Genomic DNA, 20,125 nt, shown 5'->3' with positions numbered 1-20,125 from the left:
GGCGGCGGGCTGAGTGTCTGTCAGGATGGGGAACCGTGTTGACTCCTCAGCTCGTTGCCCAGCTCGCCGACTCCGTTCTGATCGCCATCATCGTGGCCGCCGTGATCCTGGTCGCCGGTACGGCCGGACTCGTCGTGACTCGGCGCCGCCGTTCCGAGCTGCCGCCGGCCACCCCGCCGGCGCCGCTGGACACGGCCGAGCCCAAGGTCGGCGACGACGCTGAGGAACCCCGCGACACCCCGACCCAGACGATCGAGGACACAGCGCTCCCGGAGGAGCCGGTTTCGACGATCGAGAAGCCGGAGTCCGCTCAGGGGCGGCTGGTCCGGCTCCGGGCCCGGCTGGCGCGGTCGCAGGGCTCGCTCGGCAAGGGACTGCTCGCGCTGCTGTCCCGGGACAAGCTGGACGAGGAGGCGTGGGAGGACATCGAGACCACGCTGATCACCGCCGACGTCGGCGTGGCGCCGACGCAGGAGCTGGTCGAGCGGCTGCGGACCCGCATCCGGGTCGAGGGCGTCGGCGGCGAGCAGGCCCGGCAGATCCTCCGCGAGGAGCTGGTCGAGCTGGTCAACCCGTCACTGGACCGCTCGCTCAAGGTCAGCCGCAAGGAGGCCAAGCCGGCCGTCGTCATGGTCGTCGGCGTCAACGGCACCGGCAAGACCACGACCGTGGGCAAGCTGGCGCGGGTCCTGGTCGCCGAGGACAAGCACGTCGTCCTGGGTGCGGCGGACACCTTCCGGGCAGCGGCCGCGGACCAGCTGCAGACGTGGGGCGAGCGGGTCGGCGTACGGACCGTGCGCGGTCCCGAGGGCGGCGACCCGGCGAGCATCGCGTTCGACTCGGTCAAGCAGGGCATCGAGGAGGAGGCCGACGTCGTCCTGGTCGACACCGCCGGCCGGCTGCACACCAAGACCGGCCTGATGGACGAGCTCGGCAAGGTGAAGCGGGTGATCGAGAAGTCCGCGGCGGTGGACGAGGTGCTGCTCGTCATCGACGCGACCACCGGCCAGAACGGCCTCACCCAGGCGCGCGTGTTCGCCGAGGTCATCAACGTCACCGGCCTGGTTCTGACCAAGCTGGACGGTACGGCGAAGGGCGGCATCGTGATCGCGGTCCAGCGTGAGCTCGGTGTCCCGGTCAAGCTGGTCGGCCTCGGCGAGGGCGCGGACGACCTGGCGCCGTTCGACCCGGAGCAGTTCGTCGACGCGCTGCTCGACTGAAGGGCTCGTTTCACCCCCGGGGGATCTGGTACCCAGGGATCATGAAGCGACCGAGGATCGTCATCATCGGGGCCGGGTTCGCGGGGTACAACGCGGCCAGGACGCTGTGCCGGCTGGCCCGCGGCCGGGCCGAGATCGTCGTGATCAATCCGACCGACTACTTCCTGTACGTGCCGCTGCTCCCCGAGGTGGCGGCCGGGATTCTCGAGCCCCGGCGGCTGACCGTGTCGCTCGCCGACAGCCTGCCCGAGGTCCGGCTGGTGCTCGGTGAGGTCGACGGGCTCGACCTCGACCGCCGCACGGTCCGGTACGCCGATCCGCTCGACCGGCGCGAGGAGATCGGGTACGACCGGCTCGTCATCGCCGCCGGCAGCGTGAACAAGCTGCTGCCGATCCCCGGCGTCACGGAGTACGCGCACGGCTTCCGCGGCATCCCGGAGGCCGTGTTCCTGCGCGACCACCTGACCCAGCAGATCGAGCTGGCCGACGCCACCGACGACCCGGCCCAGCGGGACGCGCACTGCACTTTCGTGGTCGTCGGCGCCGGCTACACCGGGACCGAGGTCGCCGCCCACGGTGTGCTCTACACGGAGCTGCTCAAGAAGCGCCGTCCCCGGCTGCGGCACCAGCGGATGCGCTGGATGCTGCTCGACATCGCCGACCGCGTGCTGCCCGAGCTGGACGAACGCCTGTCCCGTACGGCGGACAAGGTGCTGCGGGAGCGCGACGTCGAGGTGCTGATGGGTACGTCGGTCGAGGAGGCCACGCATCGCGGCGTACGGCTCACCGACTCGTCGTTCGTCCCGACGCACTCGCTGGTCTGGTGCGTCGGCGTCCGGCCGGACCCGATGGTCGACGGGCTCGGGCTGAAGACCGAGAAGGGACGCCTGCTCGTCGACGAGTACCTGAACGTCCCCGACCACCCGGACGTGTTCGCGTGCGGCGACGCGGCCGCGGTGCCCGACCTGACCATGCCGGGGGAGGTCACGCCGATGACGGCGCAGCACGCCGAGCGGCAGGGCCGACAGGCGGCGAAGAACGTCGCGGCGAGCTTCGGGACCGGAGAGCGCCGGCCCTACGTGCACCACGACCTCGGGTTCGTCGTCGACCTCGGGGGAACCCAGGCCGCGGCCAATCCGCTGCAGGTCCCGCTGGCCGGCCTACCGGCTAAGGTCGTCACCCGTGGCTACCATCTGCTCTCGATGCCGGGCAACCGGGTCCGCACCGCGACAGACTGGCTGTACGACGCCGTGCTGCGACGCCAGACCACGCAACTCGGGGTCATCCCGGCTGCCGACGTACCACTGGAGACCGCCAGTCCGGAGCGGACCAGGAAGCACTGACCGCCGCGGGACCGGGCCGGAGGAGGAGACGACATGACCAGGTTCTTGCTGCTGGTGACCATGGACGGCGGGAACGTCGACACCCCGATGCTGGAGTGGGACGAGCCGGACATGAAGGCGCACCTGCAGTATCTGACCGACCACCTGGACCGGCTGCGCGAGAGCGGCGAGCTGGTCGAGGCCCAGGCGCTGACCTGGCCTTCGCACGCCAAGGTGGTCCGTGCGACCGGCGTGAACGCGCCGGTGGTGACCGACGGTCCGTACGCCGAGTCCAAGGAGATCCTGGCCGGCTACCAGATGGTCGACGTCTCCTCGGAGGAACGGGCGCTGGAGATCGCGGCCGAGCTGTCCGCGGCGCCCGGCCCGGGCGGCGTGCCGATCGAGCAGCCGATCGAGGTCCGCCGGGTGATGGACTCCGACGCCGACCTGTACGACGTCGGGGACCTCCCGCGCAGCGACCCGGCGATGTGACCGGCCGTTCGATCGAGGAGCTGCTGCGGGAGCTGACGCCGCAGGTCCTCGGCGCGGTGGTCCGGTGGTCCGGTGACTTCGCCGCGGCCGAGGACGCCGTCCAGGAGGCCCTGCTCGCGGCCGCGACCACGTGGCCCCGGGACGGTACGCCGGACAAGCCGAAGGCGTGGCTGATCCAGACCGCCTCGCGGCGGCTGATCGACGAGGTCCGGCAGGAGCAGGCCCGGCGCCGTCGCGAGGAGCGGGCGGCGCTGCGCAACGTACCGCCCGAGGACGTCGAGGAACACGACGACACGTTGCGCCTGCTGTTCCTGTGCTGTCATCCGGCGCTGACGCCCGCCTCCGCGATCGCGCTGACCCTGCGCGCCGTCGGCGGTCTGACCACCGCGGAGATCGGGCACGCCTACTTGGTGCCTGAGGCAACGATGGCGCAGCGGATCAGCCGGGCCAAGCAGAAGCTCAAGGGTGCGACGTTCGAGCTGGACGCGGACGACGAGCGGCTGCGGAACGTGCTGCACGTGCTCTACCTGATGTTCAACGAGGGCTACGCCACCAGCAGCGGTCCTGAGCTGCACCGCAGCGACCTGTCCGGTGAGGCGATCCGCCTGACCCGCGCCGTGCACGCGTTGCTGCCCGAGAACGGCCAGGTGACCGGACTGCTCGCGCTGATGCTGCTGACCGACGCCCGCCGGGCCGCACGCACAGGTAGGGCGGGGGAGTTGATCCCGTTGGCGGAGCAGGACCGCACGCTGTGGACCAAGGACTACATCGCCGAAGGCCTCGCCCTGGCGGTCGAAGCCTTCGATACGCCGCCGCTCGGCGAGTACCAGCTGCAAGCCGCGATCGCCGCGCTGCACGACGAGGTGGACCGGCCGGAGGACACCGACTGGCCGCAGATCCTCGCGTTGTACGGACTGCTGGCGGACCTGTCCGGCAATCCGATGGTGAAGCTGAACCGTGCCGTCGCGGCCGCGATGGTGCACGGTCCCGACGCCGGGCTGAAGCTCCTGGAGCCGTTGGACGAGGAGCTGGCCGGTCACTACCGGCTGGACGCCGTTCGCGGGCACCTGTACGAGATGCGCGGCGATGCGGAGACCGCCGCGCATCACTTCGGTGCGGCCGCCCGCCGGACGACGAGCATGCCGGAACGCGACTACCTGACCGCGAAGGCGGCCGCGGTCAGATCTGCTTCCGATGACCGGCCTGCGACCGGGAATCGCGGATAGCGTCCGCCGTGTCGGCCGACAGGTCGGTCCACCACTGCACCTCCTCCTGCTGAGCCGCCGGCTCGTGCGGAACCCGCGGCAGGTGACCGAGCCGCTCCACCTGCTCCGCCAGCGCGTCGAGGACCGAGCGGAGCTGCACCCTGGCCACCTGGGTGAACGTGCGCACGTACTCGAGCTCGGCCACCACCTGCGCGTCGCTCGGCGGTAGCTGCTTGACCGCACTCTCCACCGAGTCCCGCGCCTGCTCGAGCGCGTCCCGCTGCTGGCCGCGGGCCGACTCCACCAGGTCCTTCGCGTACTGCTCGGCCTCGGCGACCAGGTTGTCCGCGATCTGCTGGGCCTGGCTGAGCAGTCCGACCGCGTGCGCGGTGATGTGCGCCCGCTGGTCGGCGTCCGGGCTGCTGTTGCGGTGCCGTTCGACCTCGGACCGGAGCTCGGCCCGGTCCGCGTCGGCGTACTCGATCTGGTCGGCCAGGTCGTTCAGGTACGCGGCGACCTCGTCCGGGTCCAGGCCCCGGCGCCGGGTCCGGAACGTCTGGTGCCGGATCGCGTACGGCGACTGCGCCGGTCTGCGGGCGAACGGGTCGTCGGGCGTCACTGCGGTCCCCCTGCCGAGGTCGTGGTCCCGAGGGACTCGGTGCGGATGTCGGCCACCGGGACCCCGGCTCCGGTGAGTTCGTCGACGGTGTGCCGGACCATGCCGGGTGAACCGCAGACCAGCGCGGTCCGGCCGGCCCACGGCCCGTGGCCGGCCGCGACCGAGCCGACCGGACCCCGCGGACCCGGGTACGACTTGTCGTCGGACACGACGCCGGTGTAGCTGAACCACGGCCGCTGGGTCAGGCTGTTGAGCCGCTTGTGCTCGTAGAGGTTCCACGGCATCCGGGCGCCGTGGAACAGGTGCACCCGCGGTACGTCGGCCGGTCGCATCCGCCGGTCGAGTTGTTCGAGCATCGCCCGGAACGGCGCGAGGCCGGTCCCGCCGGCCACCATCAGGATGTCGCGGCCGTTCTCCGGCAGTTTGAGGGAGTCGCCGACCGGAGCGCCGAGCCGGACGGAGTCGCCGCGCTTGAGCGACCGCACCGCGGGTCCACTGACCTGGCCGCCGGGCACCAGGCCGATGTGCAACTCGAACGACCCGTCGTCCCGGGGCGCGCTGGCCGGGCTGTAGTAGCGCCAGCGCCGCGGCCGGTACGGGATCTCGACCGCCACGGACTGCCCGGGCTGGTACTCCAGCGGTCGCTCCGGACGGATCTGTACGACGGTCACGTCCATCGTCCGGCGGTCGACCCCGAGGACCTCGCCGGACCACCAGGCCGGGCTGTCCTCGGCCGACTCCTCGGCGGCCTGGACCATCACCGTCGACACCAGGCCGTACGCCTCGGCCCAGTCGGCTGCCAGCTCGGCGGTCCAGGCGGCACCGAGGAAGTGCTGCAAGGTCGCCAGCAGCGACGCCCCGACCGCCGAGTAGTGCTCGGCGACCGCACCGAACCGGCGGTGGTCCCGGCCGAGCTGCTGCAGGAACGGCACCACCTGGTCGAGCTGCGTCGCGTTGCTGACCACCGCACCGAGCGCACCGACCAGTTTGTCCCGCTGGGCGGCCATGGAGACCGGGAACATCTCCCGGACCTCGGGATGGGACAGGAACAGGTGAGAGTAGAAGAACAACGGCACCTCGTCGCCCGCCTTGGCGACCACGGCCCAGCTGTTCTTCAGCGCTGCCGGGTCCATCCCCGGGTCAGCTGGCGGTGATGATGTCGGCCTGGGTCGCCCCCAGCGCCGTCACGACCCGCCCGACGATGTCGGCGGGCACCTGGTGCTCCTCCAGTGCGTGCACGAGGTGCACGACCACCTTGCCGAAGTCCTCACCGGTGATCCCGCGGCCCTGGTGCGCCTCGGCCAGGTCGGCACCCTCGTACGACACCGGGCCGCCCATCACCTGTGAGACCAGCTGCACCTGGTGCCGCTTGAGGCGGGCCAGGTCGGTGTTCTCGAAGTAGCCGGCGAGCTGCGGATCGCCGAGCACCTTCTGGTAGAAGAGCTCCACCACCGAGGCGACCGCCGGACCACCGCCGACCGCCGCGTAGTCGCTGTTTCCCCCGGTGTTGTCGTGTGCCTGCTCGACCACGGCGCAACCATCTCCCAGTCCTCGTCATCGGTCCCCGAGCGGTGACGATACGAGCACTGTCCGGTGTCGAAATCAAGGCCTCGCGGAAGATTGGTCACGATCCGTCCGATTGTCGTGCGAGCCGTTGACATCCTCACCGCACCTGGTGAAAGTTTATTTCCTCTGTCTCCACTGTCTGTTGCTTCGGGCAAGCATTTTCAGTTGCTCGGGGCAACAGTGCTACCGGGTGCGGGCGCGGACGTGCATCCGCTCGCCCTGCGGGCCGTAGAGGCACAGCATCTCGGCCGGGCCGGGTCCCGGGTTGCCGAACCAGTGCGGCACCCGGGTGTCGAACTCCGCCGCCTCGCCCTCGGCCAGCACGAAGTCCTTGTCGCCGAGCACCAGCCGGATCCGTCCGGACAGCACGTAGAACCAGTCGTACCCCTCGTGGACCTTCTGCTCCACGTCACCACCCGGCCAGCCCTCCGGCACGATCTGCTTGAACGCCTGCAGCCCGCCCGGCCGCCGCGACAGCGGGATGTGGACGACGCCGTGGTGCTTGATCGGCTTGGCGTGGATCCGCGGATCGCCGGTCGGTGGCGCGTCCACCAACTCGTCCAGCTGCACCTGGTGCGCGCGGGCGAGCGGCAGCAACAGCTCCAGCGTCGGCCGGCGCTGCCCCGACTCCAGCCGGGACAGCGTGCTGACCGAGATCCCGGTCGACTCCGACAGCTGGGCCAGGGTCGTCCGCCGCTCGGCCCGCAGCTTGCGCAGCCGCGGCCCGACCGCCTCGAGTACGTCGTCGAAGGTGTCCATGTTGCCATTGTGGCAAACAATGTTGTCGAAAACGAAAACCATCACGGATCCTCGAGTCACCGAGAGAGGAGTCCGACAAGATGAAGACCTATGACGTGATCGTGATCGGCGGGGGAGCCGCCGGGCTGAGTGGTGCACTGGCGCTGGCGCGGTCGCGCCGATCGGTGCTGGTCGTCGACGACGGCACCCCGCGCAACGCCCCGGCCGAGGGTGTGCACAACTTCCTGACCCGCGACGGCACCCCGCCGGCCGAGCTGTACGCGCTCGGCCGCGAGGAGGTCGCCGGGTACGGCGGCGAGTTCGCCACCGGCACCGTGACCGCGGTCCGCCGCGACGACCTGTTCACGGTCGAGCTTGCCGACGGAACGACGTACCAGGGCCGGCGGCTGCTGGTGACGACCGGGCTGACGGACACGCTGCCCGACGTCCAGGGGCTGGCGGAGCGGTGGGGACGCGACGTCCTGCACTGCCCGTACTGCCACGGGTGGGAGGTGCGCGACCAGGCGATCGGCATCCTGGCGACCACCGGGATGGCGACGTTCCAGGCACTGCTGTTCCGGCAGTTGAGCGACGACGTCACGCTGTTCCTGCACACCGCGCCGGAGCCGACCGACGAGCAGTGGGAACAGCTCGCGGCGCGTGGAATCTCCGTCGTCCAGGGAAAGGTCGAGCGGCTCGAGGTCGAGGACGACCGGCTGACCGGCCTCCGGCTCGAGGGCGGCCGGGTGATCCCGCGCCAGGCGCTGGCGGTGCAGACCAGCCTGCGGGCGCGCGCAGGGTTCCTGGCCGACCTGGGCCTGGAGATCGTCGAGCAGGAGAGCAACGGCCTGGTGGTGGGCACGATCGTCGCGGCCGACGCGCAGGGTGCGACCGCCGTTCCGGGCGTGTTCGTGGCCGGCAACGTCACCGACGCCCGGGCGACCGTGATGCCGGCCGCCGCGGGCGGACTGATGGCGGCCGGTGGCGTGAACGCGGACCTGATCGCGGAAGAGACCCGGCTGGCGGTGGCCGCACGCAGTCGTTGAGGAGTTGAATAGAGGCGGGAGGGTGGATGGAGACATCGGTCGACCCGGACTTCGCCTCGTACGTCGACGCGCGGCAGGGCAGGTGGCTCCGGACGGCGTACCTCGTGTACGGCGACCTGGAGCGGGCTGAGGACGCACTGCTGCACGCCTTCACCCGGTTGTCCCAGCAGTGGACCAAGGTGGACGACCCGGACGCGTTCGTTCAGCGGCTGCTCTACCAACCGGCCCTGGTGCGGTGGAACCGGGTGAAGGCGTTCCCGGACGAGGACGACCCCGTCAAGCTCGCGCTGGCCCAGCTGACTCCGGCCCAGCGGGCCGTGTTCGTGCTGCTGCACCTCGAGGAGCTCACCGAGTTCGAGGTGGCCGACGTCCTCAACCTGTCGCACACCACCGTGCACGGACACGGCCTGACCGCCTTCAGCCGCTTCCGTACGGCGCTCGGCGCGGGCGACTGGCGGGACGCAGGCGGGCCGCGATGAGGCGCGAGGACGTCCAGCCGCTGCTGTACCGGGCCGCGGACGGCCTGCCCGAGCCCGACCTGGCCGACGCCGCCTGGACCGGCGGACTGGAGGCCCGGCGCCGGCAGCGCCGCACCATCGTGATCGCCCTGCTCGCTGTGCTCGTGATCGCGGCCGTGTTGGCGATCGGCGCCGGGGTCAGTGGCAGCCGGAACGCCGAGCTCGTCCCGCCACCCACCACTCCGAGTCTCCCGCCCGGCTACGTCCCGCCGGAGGGACAGATCGCCGGGATCGACTACTGGATCGCTCCGCCGGCCGGAAGCGAGCGATTCCTCGACCGGGTCTACACACCGCTCGGCGACCGACTGGAGAAGCCGGACGACCCGGAGCCGCTGACCGAGCACCCGATCGAGAACCTGGCCGCACTCGTACTGGAAGAGCGCAACGGCCGGTACGACGCGCTCCTGCTCGGCTCCGACTCGACCTGGGCGCGCGCCGATCTCCAACTGGCGCCGATCGACGGCGGCTCGCCGCTGAGCTCGGGAGCCGTCTCGCCCGACGGGCGGACCGCCGCGTTCCCGCAGCCGGGTGAGCTGGTCACGCTCGACGTGGTCACCGCCGAGGTCTCCCGTTATCCCTTGCCGACAAGGGATCTCCGCAGCGTCGCGTGGACTCCGGACGCGCAACGGGTGCTCGTGAGTGGTCCGGGCAAGGCGTACCGCGTGCAGGCGCGTGAGGGGGACAGTGGGCAGCAGCCGGTGGTCGCCATCCCGCCGTCGATGAACCCGGCATCGATCACCGCACCGTTCCGGATCGAGAGCAACGCCGTCCTCCGCTACCAGGCCAGGGGCCAGTGGGTGGTCGACAGCGAGCTGCGGTTGCCGGTCCGCACCTGGGTCGGCCAGACGTTCTCGACGTACACGATGACGGCCCGGCTGTTCGTCGCGGACGACCTCCAGCAGGTGCCCACCAAGGCCTCCCAGCCGCAGGTGGTCGCCGCCATCTCCACGTTGCGTGCCCTGCCGAGCAGCCTGCTGGTCCTGGGGGAGACCGACCGCACCTCTCCCGCCATGGACCCGCAGGACCTCCGGCAGCCCGGCTGCTGCGCCGTCCTCGGCTGGTACGACGACTACCAGCCGGTGATCCAGGTCCGGGGCTGGCTGCTCGCCTGGGACGTCCGGTCCGGCAAGGTGCAGCGGATCACCGAGCTAGCCGTCGACGGTGTTGCCCTCGGCCCGGGGATCCGGCCCTGAGCCGTCGTCCAGGATGCACCGCATGGTGAACTTCAGCAGCCGGTCGGCGTCCTCGGGCGCCGGCATCGGTTCACCGGTGAGCGCGCGGATGACGAACACGCCCGCCAGCCACTGCACCAGCAGCGTGGTGTCCACGTTCGTCCGGATCGGCTCGCCTCTGGCCCGGGCCCGGTGCAGCGCGGCCTCGGTCAGCTGGACCCGCCGGCCCAGGAAGGCCCGGTAGATCGCGGCCGACCGCTCGTCGCGGGTCGCCTCCGAGACCGCCAGCCGGATCAGGGCCAGCCCTTCCTTGCTGTTCACGAACTTCAGGGCGTCGAAGTACACCTGCCGCAGGTCGCCCTCGATCGACCCGGTGTCGGCATCGGGGATCTCGATGTCGAACAGGTCGGCCAGGGCGTCGTTGGCCAGTTGCTCCTTGCTCGCCCAGCGGCGGTAGATGGTCGCCTTGCCGACTCCGGCGGCCTCGGCGACGTCGTCCACCGTCATCCCGTCGAATCCACGCTCCAGCAGCAGTTGCACGGCGTACCGGCGGATCCTCGGCTCCGCGTCCGGATCCCGTGGCCTGCCCCGGCGCGGCCTCACCCCGTGATTGGTCCCCATTTCGTGTTCCCCAGCTCGGACGGGTGCAGTGGCGCGGCTGCGGTCCCGTGTGGTCCAGGCCAGAGTGCCACAACTTTGCCGATGTCACCTCGATGTCACCTGAAAGCCCTCTTTGTCACATGCCTGAAACAAACGGACCGATCGGCTGAAACCCCGCGCCGACACCGTGTGCGGTGTGGCCGAGCGCGGGCTCCCCGGCGTTGTGGAGAACTTCTCGACTGAGGACGCCGGCCACTCCCCAGATCGATGGAAGGGATGACGTTGATGGAGATCAACGCCGGCGATACCGCCTGGGTCTTGGTAAGCGCCGCCCTGGTGATGCTGATGACACCGGGCCTGGCTTTCTTCTACGGCGGCATGGTGCGCGTCAAGAGCGTGCTGAACATGATGATGATGAGCGCCATCACCATCGCCGTCGTCACCGTGCTGTGGGTGCTGGTCGGTTACTCGCTGACGTTCGGCGGTGACACCGGGCACGTGATCGGCAACTTCTCCGAGGTCGGCCTGTCCGGCCTGATCGCGCCCGAGGCGGTCAGCGGGACGATCCCGACGCTGGCCTTCGTCGCCTTCCAGCTGATGTTCGCGATCATCACGCCGGCGCTGATCTCGGGCGCGATCGCCGACCGGGCGACGTTCCGGGGCTGGATCGCGTTCGTCGTCGGCTGGACCCTGCTGGTGTACTTCCCGGTCGCGCACTCGGTCTGGTTCCTTGACGAGGGCAACGGTGGCTGGATCGGCGACAAGCTGGGCGCGATCGACTTCGCCGGTGGTACGGCGGTGCACGTCAACGCCGGTGCCGCCGCGCTCGCGCTGGCGATCGTGCTCGGCCGGCGGATCGGCTGGCGCAAGGACCCGATGCGGCCGCACAGCCTGCCGCTGGTCGTCCTCGGCGCCGCGCTGCTGTGGTTCGGCTGGTTCGGTTTCAACGCCGGCTCCGCGCTGAGCGCCGGCACCACCGCGGCGGTCACGTTCGTCAACACCCAGGTCGCGACCGCCGCCGCGGTCATCGGCTGGCTGATCGTGGAGCGGATCCGGCACGGCAAGGCCACCACGCTGGGCATGGCGTCCGGTGCGGTCGCCGGTCTGGTCGCGATCACCCCGGCCTGTGGCGCGCTGACCCCGGTCGGCTCGCTGATCCTCGGTGTGGTCGCCGGTGGCATCTGCGCCTTCGCGGTCTCGCTGAAGTACAAGCTCGGCTTCGACGACTCGCTCGACGTGGTCGGTGTCCACCTGGTCGGCGGTCTGGTCGGTTCGCTGGCGATCGGCTTCCTGGGGACGGCGGCCGCGCCGTCGGCCGTGGACGGCCTGTTCTACGGTGGCGGTGCCTCGCAGCTGGGCAAGCAGGCCCTGGCCAACGTGGTGGTCGCGCTGTACTCGTTCGCGATCGCGTTCCTGCTGGGCAAGCTGATCGACAAGACGATCGGCTTCCGGCTGAAGGAGGACGACGAGGTCACCGGTGTCGACCAGGTCGAGCACGCGGAGACGGCGTACGACTTCCTGGGCGCGGCCGGGCTGCGGGGGCACACCGCCCTCGCACGTCCGCAGGCCGCGGTCGAGAATGACACCACCGAGGCGTCCGAGAAGGAAGGTGCCAACGCATGAAGCTGATCACCGCGGTGGTCAAGCCGCACAAGCTGGAGGACGTCCGGGCCGCGCTGGAGACGTTCGGTGTCACCGGCATGACGGTGACCGAGGCGAGCGGCTACGGCCGGCAGAAGGGCCACACCGAGGTCTACCGCGGCGCGGAGTACGAGGTGGACCTGGTCCCGAAGGTCCGGCTCGAGGTCGTCGTCGAGGACGGCGACAGCGCCGACGTGACCGACGTGATCGTCAAGGCCGCGCAGACCGGCAAGATCGGTGACGGCAAGGTGTGGGTCACCCCGGTCGAGACGATCGTCCGGGTCCGCACCGGTGAACTGGACGGAGACGCCCTCTAGATGGTGGACCGGGCAGAGCAGCGGCGCGTCCGGGCCGAGGAGGCCGACGCGCTGCTGTACCTGCTCCTCTCGAAAGCCTGTGACGCCCTCGGTGTGCCCACCGAGGGCGTCGCGCTGGTCGCCATCGGCGGCTACGGCCGGGAGGAGCTGTCGCCGTACAGCGACCTCGACGTGATGCTCGTGCACGGCGAGGACTACCCGCGGGTGGACGAGTTGGCCGCGCGGATCTGGTACCCCCTGTGGGACTCCCGGACGAAGCTGGACCACAGCGTCCGCACGGTCGCGCAGGCGCGGCAGGCCGCTGCCGACGACATCCGGGTCGCCCTCGGCCTGCTGGACGCACGGCACGTCGCGGGGGACTCACACCTCACGCTGCAGTTGCGCTCGGTGCTGATGGCGGACTGGCGACGTACGGCCCGCGAGCGGTTGCCAGGGCTCGCCCAGGCCTGCAAGGACCGGGCCGCGTCCGTCGGGGAGCTCGCACATCTGGCGGAGCCCGACCTGAAGGAGGCGTACGGCGGTCTGCGGGACGCCGTCGTACTGCGGGCGTTGGTGGCGTCGTGGCTGATCGACGTACCGCATCCGGTGGTGGAGCGGGCGCGACTGGACCTGCTGGACATCCGGGACGAGCTGCACATGGTGGCGGGGCGTTCCACCGACCGGCTGGTCGCGGACGTGGCCGGAGAGGTTGCCGCGGGCCTCGGTCTGGGATCGCGGGACGAGTTGCTCCGGCACGTGTACTCGACCGGCCGGACGTTGGCGCACGTATGCGACGTGTCCTGGCGGCGGATCGAGAGCCTGATGACCCGGCCGCCGCGGTCCCGGCGTCGCCACCGGACCGGGGGACCGTTGCTGCTGGCCCTCGACGAGGGAGTCGGTCAACACGAGGGTGAAGTCGTGTTGATGCCGGACGCGCGGCCCGAGCGGGACGCAGTACTCGGTCTGCGTGCTGCTGCCGTGGCTGCGGACCGGGAGCTGGTGCTGTCGCCTGCTGTGTGCGGGCGGCTGGCCAACCGCGCACAGGACTTGCCGGAGCCCTGGCCGGGTGAGGCGCGGCGGTTGCTCTGTGCATTGCTTGGTGCGGGCAACGGTCTGCTCGAGGTCTGGGAGGCGCTGGATCAGGCCGGGTACATCTCGCGGATCCTGCCCGAGTGGGACACAGTGCGGTTCCGGCCGCCGCAGTCGGCGATCCATCGGTTCACCGTCGATCGCCATCTGCTGGAGACCTGTGTCGAGGCGGCCAAGCTGGTCCGCGACGTACGGCGGCCGGACCTGCTGCTGGTGGCCGCACTGCTGCATGACCTCGGCAAGGCCGTCGACGGCGACCACAGCGTCACCGGAGCCGTGATCGCCGCGCGAGTGGCTCGGCGACTCGGCTTTGCTGCGGCGGATGCCGACACCATCGCGTTGCTGGTCCGGCAGCACCTGATGCTCGCGCAGGTCGCCACCAGACGGGACCTGGACGACCCGATGACGGTCGAGCTGGTCGCCGGGATCGTCCGCGACACCGAGACGCTCGACCTGCTCGAAGCCCTCACGTACGCCGACGCGCGTGCAGCCGGCCCGGCGGCCTCGTCGCCGTGGCGGATGCGGCTGGTCGGTGAGCTGTGCCGACGCGTACGCAGCGAGCTGTCCGGGGGAGGGGAGAGCATGTGGAACGACGCTCCTCCGATCCCGGTCCCGGTGCTGCACCCGGTCGTCGGCGTCGGGCGGCTGGGAGTGACCGTGTCCGAGCATCACGGAGACGTCCGCGTCAACGTCGCCGTGCCGGATCAGGTGGGCACGTTGTCGACCGTTGCGGCGGTGCTGGCGGTCGAGCGGCTCGCCGTACGGTCCGCGGTGATCACCTCGGTCGAAGGCCTGGGGATCTCACAGTGGACCGTGGCCGGCTCGGCTCCCGACCCGGTGCGGCTGCGGGACCGGCTTGCCGTGGCCCTGCGCGACGACACCGACCTCGTACGGCGGTTGGCCGCGCGTGACTCGTCCGCGGTCAAGGCACGGGTCGCCAGCCGGGTCGATCTGTTGCCTGGCGCATCCGAGACGGCGACGGTGCTGCAGGTGCGTGCACACGACCGCCCGGGCCTGCTGTACGACGTCACCTCGGCCATCGCCTCGACCGGTGCGGACATCCGTTCGGCCCACGTCAGCACGCTGGGTGCCGAGTGCGTGGACGTCTTCTACCTCACGGACAGTCAAGGCTCACCGCTGGACGAGGAGGACGCGCGCACGACCGCAAAATCCGTCCTGAATCGCCTGACCTTCTAGTGTCGGCAGTGTGCATGTCGTAGAGACTCTCCAGCGTCAAGCGGTCGCCTGCGAGGACCTCGGGTCCGCGATGTACGCCGAGCTGTGCCGGCTCCTGGTGGACGACTACGAGCTCGGTGGCGTGTCCACCCAGGTTCTGGCCGGCTACGAGGACCGTCCGTTCGGTGATGCGATCGCACTGCGGTTGCTGGGTTCGGTGCATCGGTTGGTGTTGGCAGGGGAGGCGCCGGAGCTCGCGGCGTTCTACCCGAGCGTGGGCGGGTCGTGGGACCCAGTGCTCGGGTGGGAGGCGTTCGAACAGGTGCTGCAGTCCCGGCAGGCCGAGCTGCGTTCGTTGCTGACCCAACCGCCGCAGACGAACGAGGTCGGCCGGGCGACCGCACTGTACGGCGGGCTGCTGCAACTGGTCGACGCGGTGCCGCTGCCGGTGCGGCTGTTCGAGATCGGGGCGAGCGGCGGACTGAACCTGCGCGCGGACCACTTCCGCTACAACCTGGCCGACGGGACCGGCTTCGGCCCGGCGGACAGCCCGGTCGTGTTCGACGACGCGTGGTCCGGGCAGGCGTTGAAGCCGGTGCCGTTGCGGATCGCCGAGCGGGTGGGCAGCGACATCGCGCCGGTCAACCCGCTGTCCGAGGAGGGTGCGCGCACGCTGACGTCGTACGTGTGGCCGGACATGCCGGTCCGGCTGGCCCGGCTGCGCGGTGCGCTCGAGATCGCGCGCCAGGTGCCGGCCGACGTACGGCGGGAGGACGCGGTCTCGTTCCTGCGCGGGCTGGAGCTGTCGGCCGGGCACGTGACCGTCGTCTGGCACTCGATCATGTGGCAGTACATGACGCGTGCCGACCGGGCCGCGGTCGAGGAGCGACTGGCCGAGCTCGGCGCGCGGGCGGACTCGGGCTCACCGCTGGCCCGGCTGCGGCTCGAGCCGTTGCGCCGGACCGCCGACGGTCCGCTCGACTTCCTGGTCGAGCTCCAGGTCTGGCCGACCGGGCAGGCGCGGATCCTCGGCCGGGCCGAGCCTCACGGCCAGGACCTGGTCTGGGAGCCGGCCGTCACGTGAACGCGGCGACCACGGTGTGTCGTCACGTGAGGGCGGCGACCAGGGTGTCGGTGAGCTCGTCGGCGTACCGTCCGTCCGGGTCCAGGTCGGGGTCGAAGATACCGACGTCGATCCCCTGGCAGGCCGGTGCCACGAGCAACGGTCGCAGCAGCTCGACCAGCTGGGCGTGGTCGATGCCGCCGGGGTCGGGGCTGTCGACAGCCGGCATGATCGCGGCGTCCAGGATGTCCACGTCCAGGTGCACCCAGAACCCGTCGAGCGCCTTGAGGTGCTCGAGTACGCCGCTGGCCGCCGTGGCCGGGTCCTCGATGATCCTCTTGGCCGGCCAGACCGGGATCCCGGCGGCCTTCACGTCGTCGACGTACTCGTCGTCGTCCCGGATGCCCAGAAGGGCCGCGTCCTTGATGTAGGGGCCGCGTCCTTCGAGGTCGGTGAGGTCGGGCTGTCCGTGCCCGGTGATCAACGCGAGCGCCTCACCGCCGGCGGCACCGACGTACGGCGAGTTGTCGACCGTCCGGAAGTCCGAGTGCCCGTCCAGGTAGACGACGCCGTACCGCCCGCGCCGTCTCAACGCCAGCGCCGGTCCGAGCACGTTGCTGCACTCACCCCCGAGCAGGATGACGAACCGCCCGTCGTCGAAGAACCGCGTCAGCCGGTCAGCCAGCTTCACCGTGTACGCCGCCATCCCGGCCGCGTTGAACACCCCGTCCCCGGGCTGCCACCCCTCCCGGTCGTACCGAGGCGGCGTCACACATCCCCCGTCCACCGCCCCGACCCGCTCCACGAACCCCCGGTCCCGAACCGCCCCCGCCAACTTGTAACACCCCGGCACCGCCCCCACCACCGGCGGCCGCAACCCCAGATTGGAAGGCCCGTCCACCACGACCCGAGTGCTCATAAAATCCGACCTAACCGCTAGATAATCGCTGACCGGTTAGATCCTCCAGGTCGAGCAGGGACGGTGTCAATCAACCCAAGCCGCTCCCTCGGCCAGCAGTCGGTCGGCTGCTGGTTGTCACGCTGGCGAGGGCGGGAGATCTGCCGCGGGAGTTATCCACAGGTGGGGTGGTCGGTAGACTCGGTGGGGTTGTACTGGGTTTCTCTGGAGAACGGACTGTTTCGTGTTCGATACGCTTTCTGATCGGTTGTCGGCCACCTTCAAGAACTTGCGTGGCAAGGGCAAGCTGACCGATGCCGACATCGAGGCGACGACACGGGAGATCCGGATCGCGCTGCTGGAGGCGGATGTCGCGCTGCCGGTGGTGAAGGAGTTCATCGGCGCCGTCCGGCAGCGGGCCGGCGGGTCCGAGGTGCGCGGCGGGCTGAACCCGGCCCAGCAGGTCATCAAGATCGTCAACGAGGAACTGGTCACGATCCTCGGCGGCGAGACCCGTGAGCTGCGGATGGCGAAGCGGCCGCCGACGGTGATCATGCTCGCCGGCCTGCAGGGTGCCGGTAAGACGACCCTGGCCGGGAAGCTGGCCAAGTGGCTGAAGGAGACCAGGCACCAGACACCGATGCTGGTCGCGGCCGACCTCCAGCGGCCGAACGCGGTGACCCAGCTGCAGGTGGTCGGCGACCGGGCCGGCGTACCGGTGTTCGCGCCGGAGCCGGGCAACGGCGTCGGCGACCCGGTGGACGTGGCCCGGCGGGCGATGGACGAGGCCCGGACCAAGCAGCACAGCGTGGTGATCGTCGACACGGCCGGCCGGCTGGGTGTCGACGAGGAGCTGATGAAGCAGGCCGCGGACATCCGCGACGCGGTCACGCCGGACGAGATCCTGTTCGTCGTCGACGCGATGATCGGCCAGGACGCGGTCACCACGGCGCAGGCGTTCCTCGACGGGGTCGGCTTCGACGGCGTCGTCCTGTCCAAGCTGGACGGTGACGCCCGCGGTGGTGCCGCGCTGTCGATCGCGCAGGTCACCGGCCGTCAGGTGATGTTCGCCAGCAACGGCGAGAAGCTCGAGGACTTCGACGTCTTCCACCCCGACCGGATGGCGTCGCGCATCCTCGGCATGGGTGACGTGATGAGCCTGATCGAGCAGGCCGAGCGCACCTTCGACGCCGAGCAGGCCGCCAAGACCGCGGCCAAGCTGCAGAAGAAGGGCGGCAAGGACTTCACCCTGGACGACTTCCTCGCCCAGATGCAGTCGGTCCGCAAGATGGGTCCGCTGACGAAGATCTTCGGCATGCTGCCGGGTGCGAACCAGTTCAAGGACCAGTTGGAGAACTTCGACGAGCGCGAGATCGACCGGATCGAGGCGGTCATCCACTCGATGACGCCGGCCGAGCGGGCCGACCCGAACATCATCAACGGCTCCCGCCGGGCCCGGATCGCGAAGGGCTCCGGGACCGAGATCGCCACCGTCAGCGGGCTGGTCGAGCGGTTCTTCGAGGCCCGCAAGATGATGAACGCGATGGCGACCGGCAAGGGCCTGCCGAACATGCCGGGGATGCCCGGGATGCCGGGCATGGCCGGTGGTGGCGGCGCCCGGAAGGCGAAGCAGCAGGCGAAGAAGGGCAAGAAGCGCGGCTCGGGCAACCCGGCCAAGCGGGCCGGCCAGGCGGGCCGGCAGCCGTCGGAGCCGCAGCCGGGCCAGCTACCGGCCGCGTTCGGCGGCGGCGCCCAGAACGGCGGCGATTTCGAGCTTCCCGACGACCTGAAGAAGATGCTCGGCGGCGGCCAGTAGGAGCCGCCTACGGTCGGTGACGCGGACGGGGCTGCCCTTTCGGTACTCGGTGACTGCACGAAGTGGCTCACCGTCAGCGGTTGTCCGTAAACCTCGGGCGACTAAGATCGTGCGTACGCCCGAAGCACCACCGTGTACTGCGATCGTCGAAGGACGGCTGGATGAGGCAGCAGTTCAAGAACCTGGACACGTGGCGGGGGAAGCTGACCGCCACCTGGGTGATCTTGGCTCCGCCCACCGCGATGGTCGCCGTCTTCGTCGCCGGCGGCGTCACCTCGAACACGTTCATCGTGGACGCGCACGCGCTGGCCCAGCCGCGCCAGGACGCCCAGTTCGACGAACTGGCGGAGAACCTGCCGACCCAGCCCGGGGCCGACGGCAGCCTGCCGACCCAGGAGAAGTCGCAGATCCAGGTGCCGGTGACCGGCACGGTCGACGGTCAGGTACAGCCGATCCCCGGCATCACCGGGAATCCGTCGGGGATCCCGGGGACGGTGCTGGCGGCGTACCAGAAGGCGGCCAACGATCTGGCGGTGGCGAAGCCGGGGTGTCACATCACCTGGCCGTTGCTGGCCGGGATCGGCAAGGTCGAGTCCGCGCATGCCAGCGGCGGCCGGGTGGACGCGGCGGGGAACACGCGGGGCCAGATTCTGGGGCCGGTGCTGGACGGTGGGCCGGGGATGGCGGCGATCACCGATACCGATCAGGGTCAGTACGACGGGAACACGTCGTGGGACCGGGCGGTCGGGCCGATGCAGTTCATTCCGGGGACGTGGAAGGCGTTCGGGGCTGACGGCAACGGTGACGGGGTGAAGAACCCGCACAACATCTACGACGCGGCCCGGTCGGCGGGTGACTACCTGTGCTCGGGTGGGGCGAACCTGTCGGATCCGCAGGGTCTGGTGCAGGCGGTGCTGCGGTACAACCACTCGATGGACTACGTGTCCACGGTGCTGCGGTGGATGCAGACGTACGCCAACCAGACGGTGACGATCCCGGACACAGACGGCACGATCGACCCGCCGGCCGACGACACCGGCAACGTCGACCACTCGAACGACCCGACCCGGACCGGCACGGACAACGGCAACGAGAGCGACACCGACACCGACACGCAGACCCCGGCGACGACGCCGAGGCCCACGCCGACCCCGACGGTCACCCGCAGTACGACGACCCCGCCGCCGACCACCTCGAAGCCGCCCTCGTCGACGCCGCCGACCTCGCCGACCCACAAGCCGCCGATGACGTCGAAGCCGCCGACGACCAGGCCGACGTCGCCGACGAACACCCCGGGCACGCCGTCCGACTCGCCGTCGGAGAGCCCGTCGGAGTCGCCGTCGGAGACTCCGACCACGTCGACGCCCACGACGACGACTCCGACGACGTCGCCCACCACGACGAGTCCGACCACGTCGCCGTCCTGCGAGACGCCCACGCCGACCGCGACGCCGACGCCGACACCGACTCCCGAACCGTGCGACACCACGGCCCCGCAGGGTGACTCGACTCCGGACCAGGCACCTCAGCCGAACAGCTGAACAGCCAGGTTTTCACCGCGAAGTAGCCGGGCAGATGACATCGGCCTCCCGCGCCCCGGCGGCCGTCCGCACGCTCGGACGGCGCCCGTTTTCGGGAGTCCTGGCGG

At 70.5% G+C, this 20,125-nt stretch carries 19 protein-coding genes; 13 read left to right on the top strand and 6 right to left on the bottom strand.

Annotated features, from left to right (window positions below; all coding sequences use genetic code 11):
* The first annotated feature begins 35 nt into the window (after window positions 1-35).
* The 4 genes from ftsY to ACQPYZ_RS24090 are packed head-to-tail and all read left to right on the top strand — an operon-like array spanning window position 36 to window position 4,260.
* Window positions 36-1,220, top strand: a complete 1,185-nt coding sequence (ftsY, locus tag ACQPYZ_RS24105; RefSeq protein ID WP_433160084.1) for a signal recognition particle-docking protein FtsY — start codon at window positions 36-38, stop codon at window positions 1,218-1,220.
* Window positions 1,221-1,261: 41 nt separating this feature from the next.
* On the top strand, window positions 1,262-2,563 hold the full coding sequence (locus ACQPYZ_RS24100; protein WP_433160082.1) for an NAD(P)/FAD-dependent oxidoreductase: 1,302 nt from the start codon (window positions 1,262-1,264) through the stop codon (window positions 2,561-2,563).
* A gap of 33 nt (window positions 2,564-2,596) precedes the next feature.
* Entirely contained in the window at window positions 2,597-3,034 is a 438-nt protein-coding gene (locus ACQPYZ_RS24095) for a YciI family protein (protein WP_433160080.1), read from the top strand.
* Window positions 3,031-4,260 carry an RNA polymerase sigma factor gene (locus tag ACQPYZ_RS24090; RefSeq protein ID WP_433160078.1) on the top strand — a complete coding sequence of 410 codons (1,230 nt, stop codon included), beginning with the start codon at window positions 3,031-3,033 and terminating at the stop codon, window positions 4,258-4,260. Before ACQPYZ_RS24095 ends, ACQPYZ_RS24090 begins: the two co-directional genes overlap by 4 nt.
* On the opposite strand, the gene ACQPYZ_RS24085 is transcribed toward ACQPYZ_RS24090, so the two are convergent.
* The 4 genes from ACQPYZ_RS24085 to ACQPYZ_RS24070 form a co-directional block, all read right to left on the bottom strand.
* Complete coding sequence (locus ACQPYZ_RS24085; protein WP_433160076.1) at window positions 4,214-4,858, bottom strand: DivIVA domain-containing protein; 645 nt, start codon at window positions 4,856-4,858, stop codon at window positions 4,214-4,216. The genes ACQPYZ_RS24090 and ACQPYZ_RS24085 overlap by 47 nt on opposite strands.
* Window positions 4,855-5,991 carry a globin domain-containing protein gene (locus ACQPYZ_RS24080; protein ID WP_433160074.1) on the bottom strand — a complete coding sequence of 379 codons (1,137 nt, stop codon included), beginning with the start codon at window positions 5,989-5,991 and terminating at the stop codon, window positions 4,855-4,857. Before ACQPYZ_RS24080 ends, ACQPYZ_RS24085 begins: the two co-directional genes overlap by 4 nt.
* 7 nt (window positions 5,992-5,998) lie before the next feature.
* On the bottom strand, window positions 5,999-6,388 hold the full coding sequence (locus ACQPYZ_RS24075; protein WP_433160072.1) for a group I truncated hemoglobin: 390 nt from the start codon (window positions 6,386-6,388) through the stop codon (window positions 5,999-6,001).
* Between the two features lie 219 nt (window positions 6,389-6,607).
* On the bottom strand, window positions 6,608-7,183 hold the full coding sequence (locus ACQPYZ_RS24070; protein WP_433160070.1) for an XRE family transcriptional regulator: 576 nt from the start codon (window positions 7,181-7,183) through the stop codon (window positions 6,608-6,610).
* Between the two features lie 80 nt (window positions 7,184-7,263).
* On the opposite strand from ACQPYZ_RS24070, the gene ACQPYZ_RS24065 reads away from it, so the two are divergent.
* The 3 genes from ACQPYZ_RS24065 to ACQPYZ_RS24055 are packed head-to-tail and all read left to right on the top strand — an operon-like array spanning window position 7,264 to window position 9,919.
* Window positions 7,264-8,208: an NAD(P)/FAD-dependent oxidoreductase gene (locus tag ACQPYZ_RS24065; RefSeq protein WP_433160068.1), complete on the top strand. Its 945-nt coding sequence runs from the start codon at window positions 7,264-7,266 to the stop codon at window positions 8,206-8,208.
* 26 nt (window positions 8,209-8,234) lie between these two features.
* Window positions 8,235-8,687: a sigma factor-like helix-turn-helix DNA-binding protein gene (locus ACQPYZ_RS24060; protein ID WP_433160066.1), complete on the top strand. Its 453-nt coding sequence runs from the start codon at window positions 8,235-8,237 to the stop codon at window positions 8,685-8,687.
* Complete coding sequence (locus ACQPYZ_RS24055) at window positions 8,684-9,919, top strand: hypothetical protein (RefSeq protein WP_433160064.1); 1,236 nt, start codon at window positions 8,684-8,686, stop codon at window positions 9,917-9,919. The genes ACQPYZ_RS24060 and ACQPYZ_RS24055 overlap by 4 nt, the downstream gene beginning before the upstream one ends.
* On the opposite strand, the gene ACQPYZ_RS24050 is transcribed toward ACQPYZ_RS24055, so the two are convergent.
* Entirely contained in the window at window positions 9,875-10,438 is a 564-nt protein-coding gene (locus ACQPYZ_RS24050; RefSeq protein WP_433160062.1) for a TetR/AcrR family transcriptional regulator, read from the bottom strand. The two genes, ACQPYZ_RS24055 and ACQPYZ_RS24050, sit on opposite strands and share 45 nt — an antisense overlap.
* Window positions 10,439-10,774: 336 nt before the next feature.
* Between ACQPYZ_RS24050 and ACQPYZ_RS24045 the strand changes: the two genes are divergently transcribed.
* From ACQPYZ_RS24045 to ACQPYZ_RS24030, 4 genes are read left to right on the top strand one after another with little or no spacing between them, the layout of a single operon-like run.
* Window positions 10,775-12,121 (top strand): ammonium transporter, encoded by a 1,347-nt coding sequence (locus ACQPYZ_RS24045; protein ID WP_433160060.1) that lies wholly within the window; start codon window positions 10,775-10,777, stop codon window positions 12,119-12,121.
* Entirely contained in the window at window positions 12,118-12,456 is a 339-nt protein-coding gene (locus ACQPYZ_RS24040) for a P-II family nitrogen regulator (protein WP_355483534.1), read from the top strand. The genes ACQPYZ_RS24045 and ACQPYZ_RS24040 overlap by 4 nt, the downstream gene beginning before the upstream one ends.
* Complete coding sequence (locus tag ACQPYZ_RS24035) at window positions 12,457-14,721, top strand: [protein-PII] uridylyltransferase (protein WP_433160058.1); 2,265 nt, start codon at window positions 12,457-12,459, stop codon at window positions 14,719-14,721.
* A gap of 10 nt (window positions 14,722-14,731) precedes the next feature.
* On the top strand, window positions 14,732-15,784 hold the full coding sequence (locus ACQPYZ_RS24030; RefSeq protein WP_433160056.1) for a DUF2332 domain-containing protein: 1,053 nt from the start codon (window positions 14,732-14,734) through the stop codon (window positions 15,782-15,784).
* 22 nt (window positions 15,785-15,806) lie between these two features.
* Here ACQPYZ_RS24030 and ACQPYZ_RS24025 read toward each other — a convergent pair whose 3' ends face one another.
* Window positions 15,807-16,535 carry an arginase family protein gene (locus ACQPYZ_RS24025; protein WP_433160054.1) on the bottom strand — a complete coding sequence of 243 codons (729 nt, stop codon included), beginning with the start codon at window positions 16,533-16,535 and terminating at the stop codon, window positions 15,807-15,809.
* A 370-nt stretch (window positions 16,536-16,905) separates the two neighbouring features.
* On the opposite strand from ACQPYZ_RS24025, the gene ffh reads away from it, so the two are divergent.
* Both ffh and ACQPYZ_RS24015 read left to right on the top strand, forming a co-directional pair.
* Window positions 16,906-18,477 carry a signal recognition particle protein gene (gene ffh, locus ACQPYZ_RS24020; RefSeq protein ID WP_433160052.1) on the top strand — a complete coding sequence of 524 codons (1,572 nt, stop codon included), beginning with the start codon at window positions 16,906-16,908 and terminating at the stop codon, window positions 18,475-18,477.
* Window positions 18,478-18,638: 161 nt separating this feature from the next.
* Complete coding sequence (locus ACQPYZ_RS24015; protein WP_433160051.1) at window positions 18,639-20,018, top strand: lytic transglycosylase domain-containing protein; 1,380 nt, start codon at window positions 18,639-18,641, stop codon at window positions 20,016-20,018.
* Window positions 20,019-20,125: the final 107 nt, after the last annotated feature.

Origin of the sequence: Kribbella sp. CA-247076, from assembly GCF_050942445.1 — a bacterium.
Lineage (GTDB): Bacteria > Actinomycetota > Actinomycetes > Propionibacteriales > Kribbellaceae > Kribbella.
Note: the sequence above shows the minus strand (reverse complement) of the source record. Positions and strands in the feature narration are given on the sequence as shown.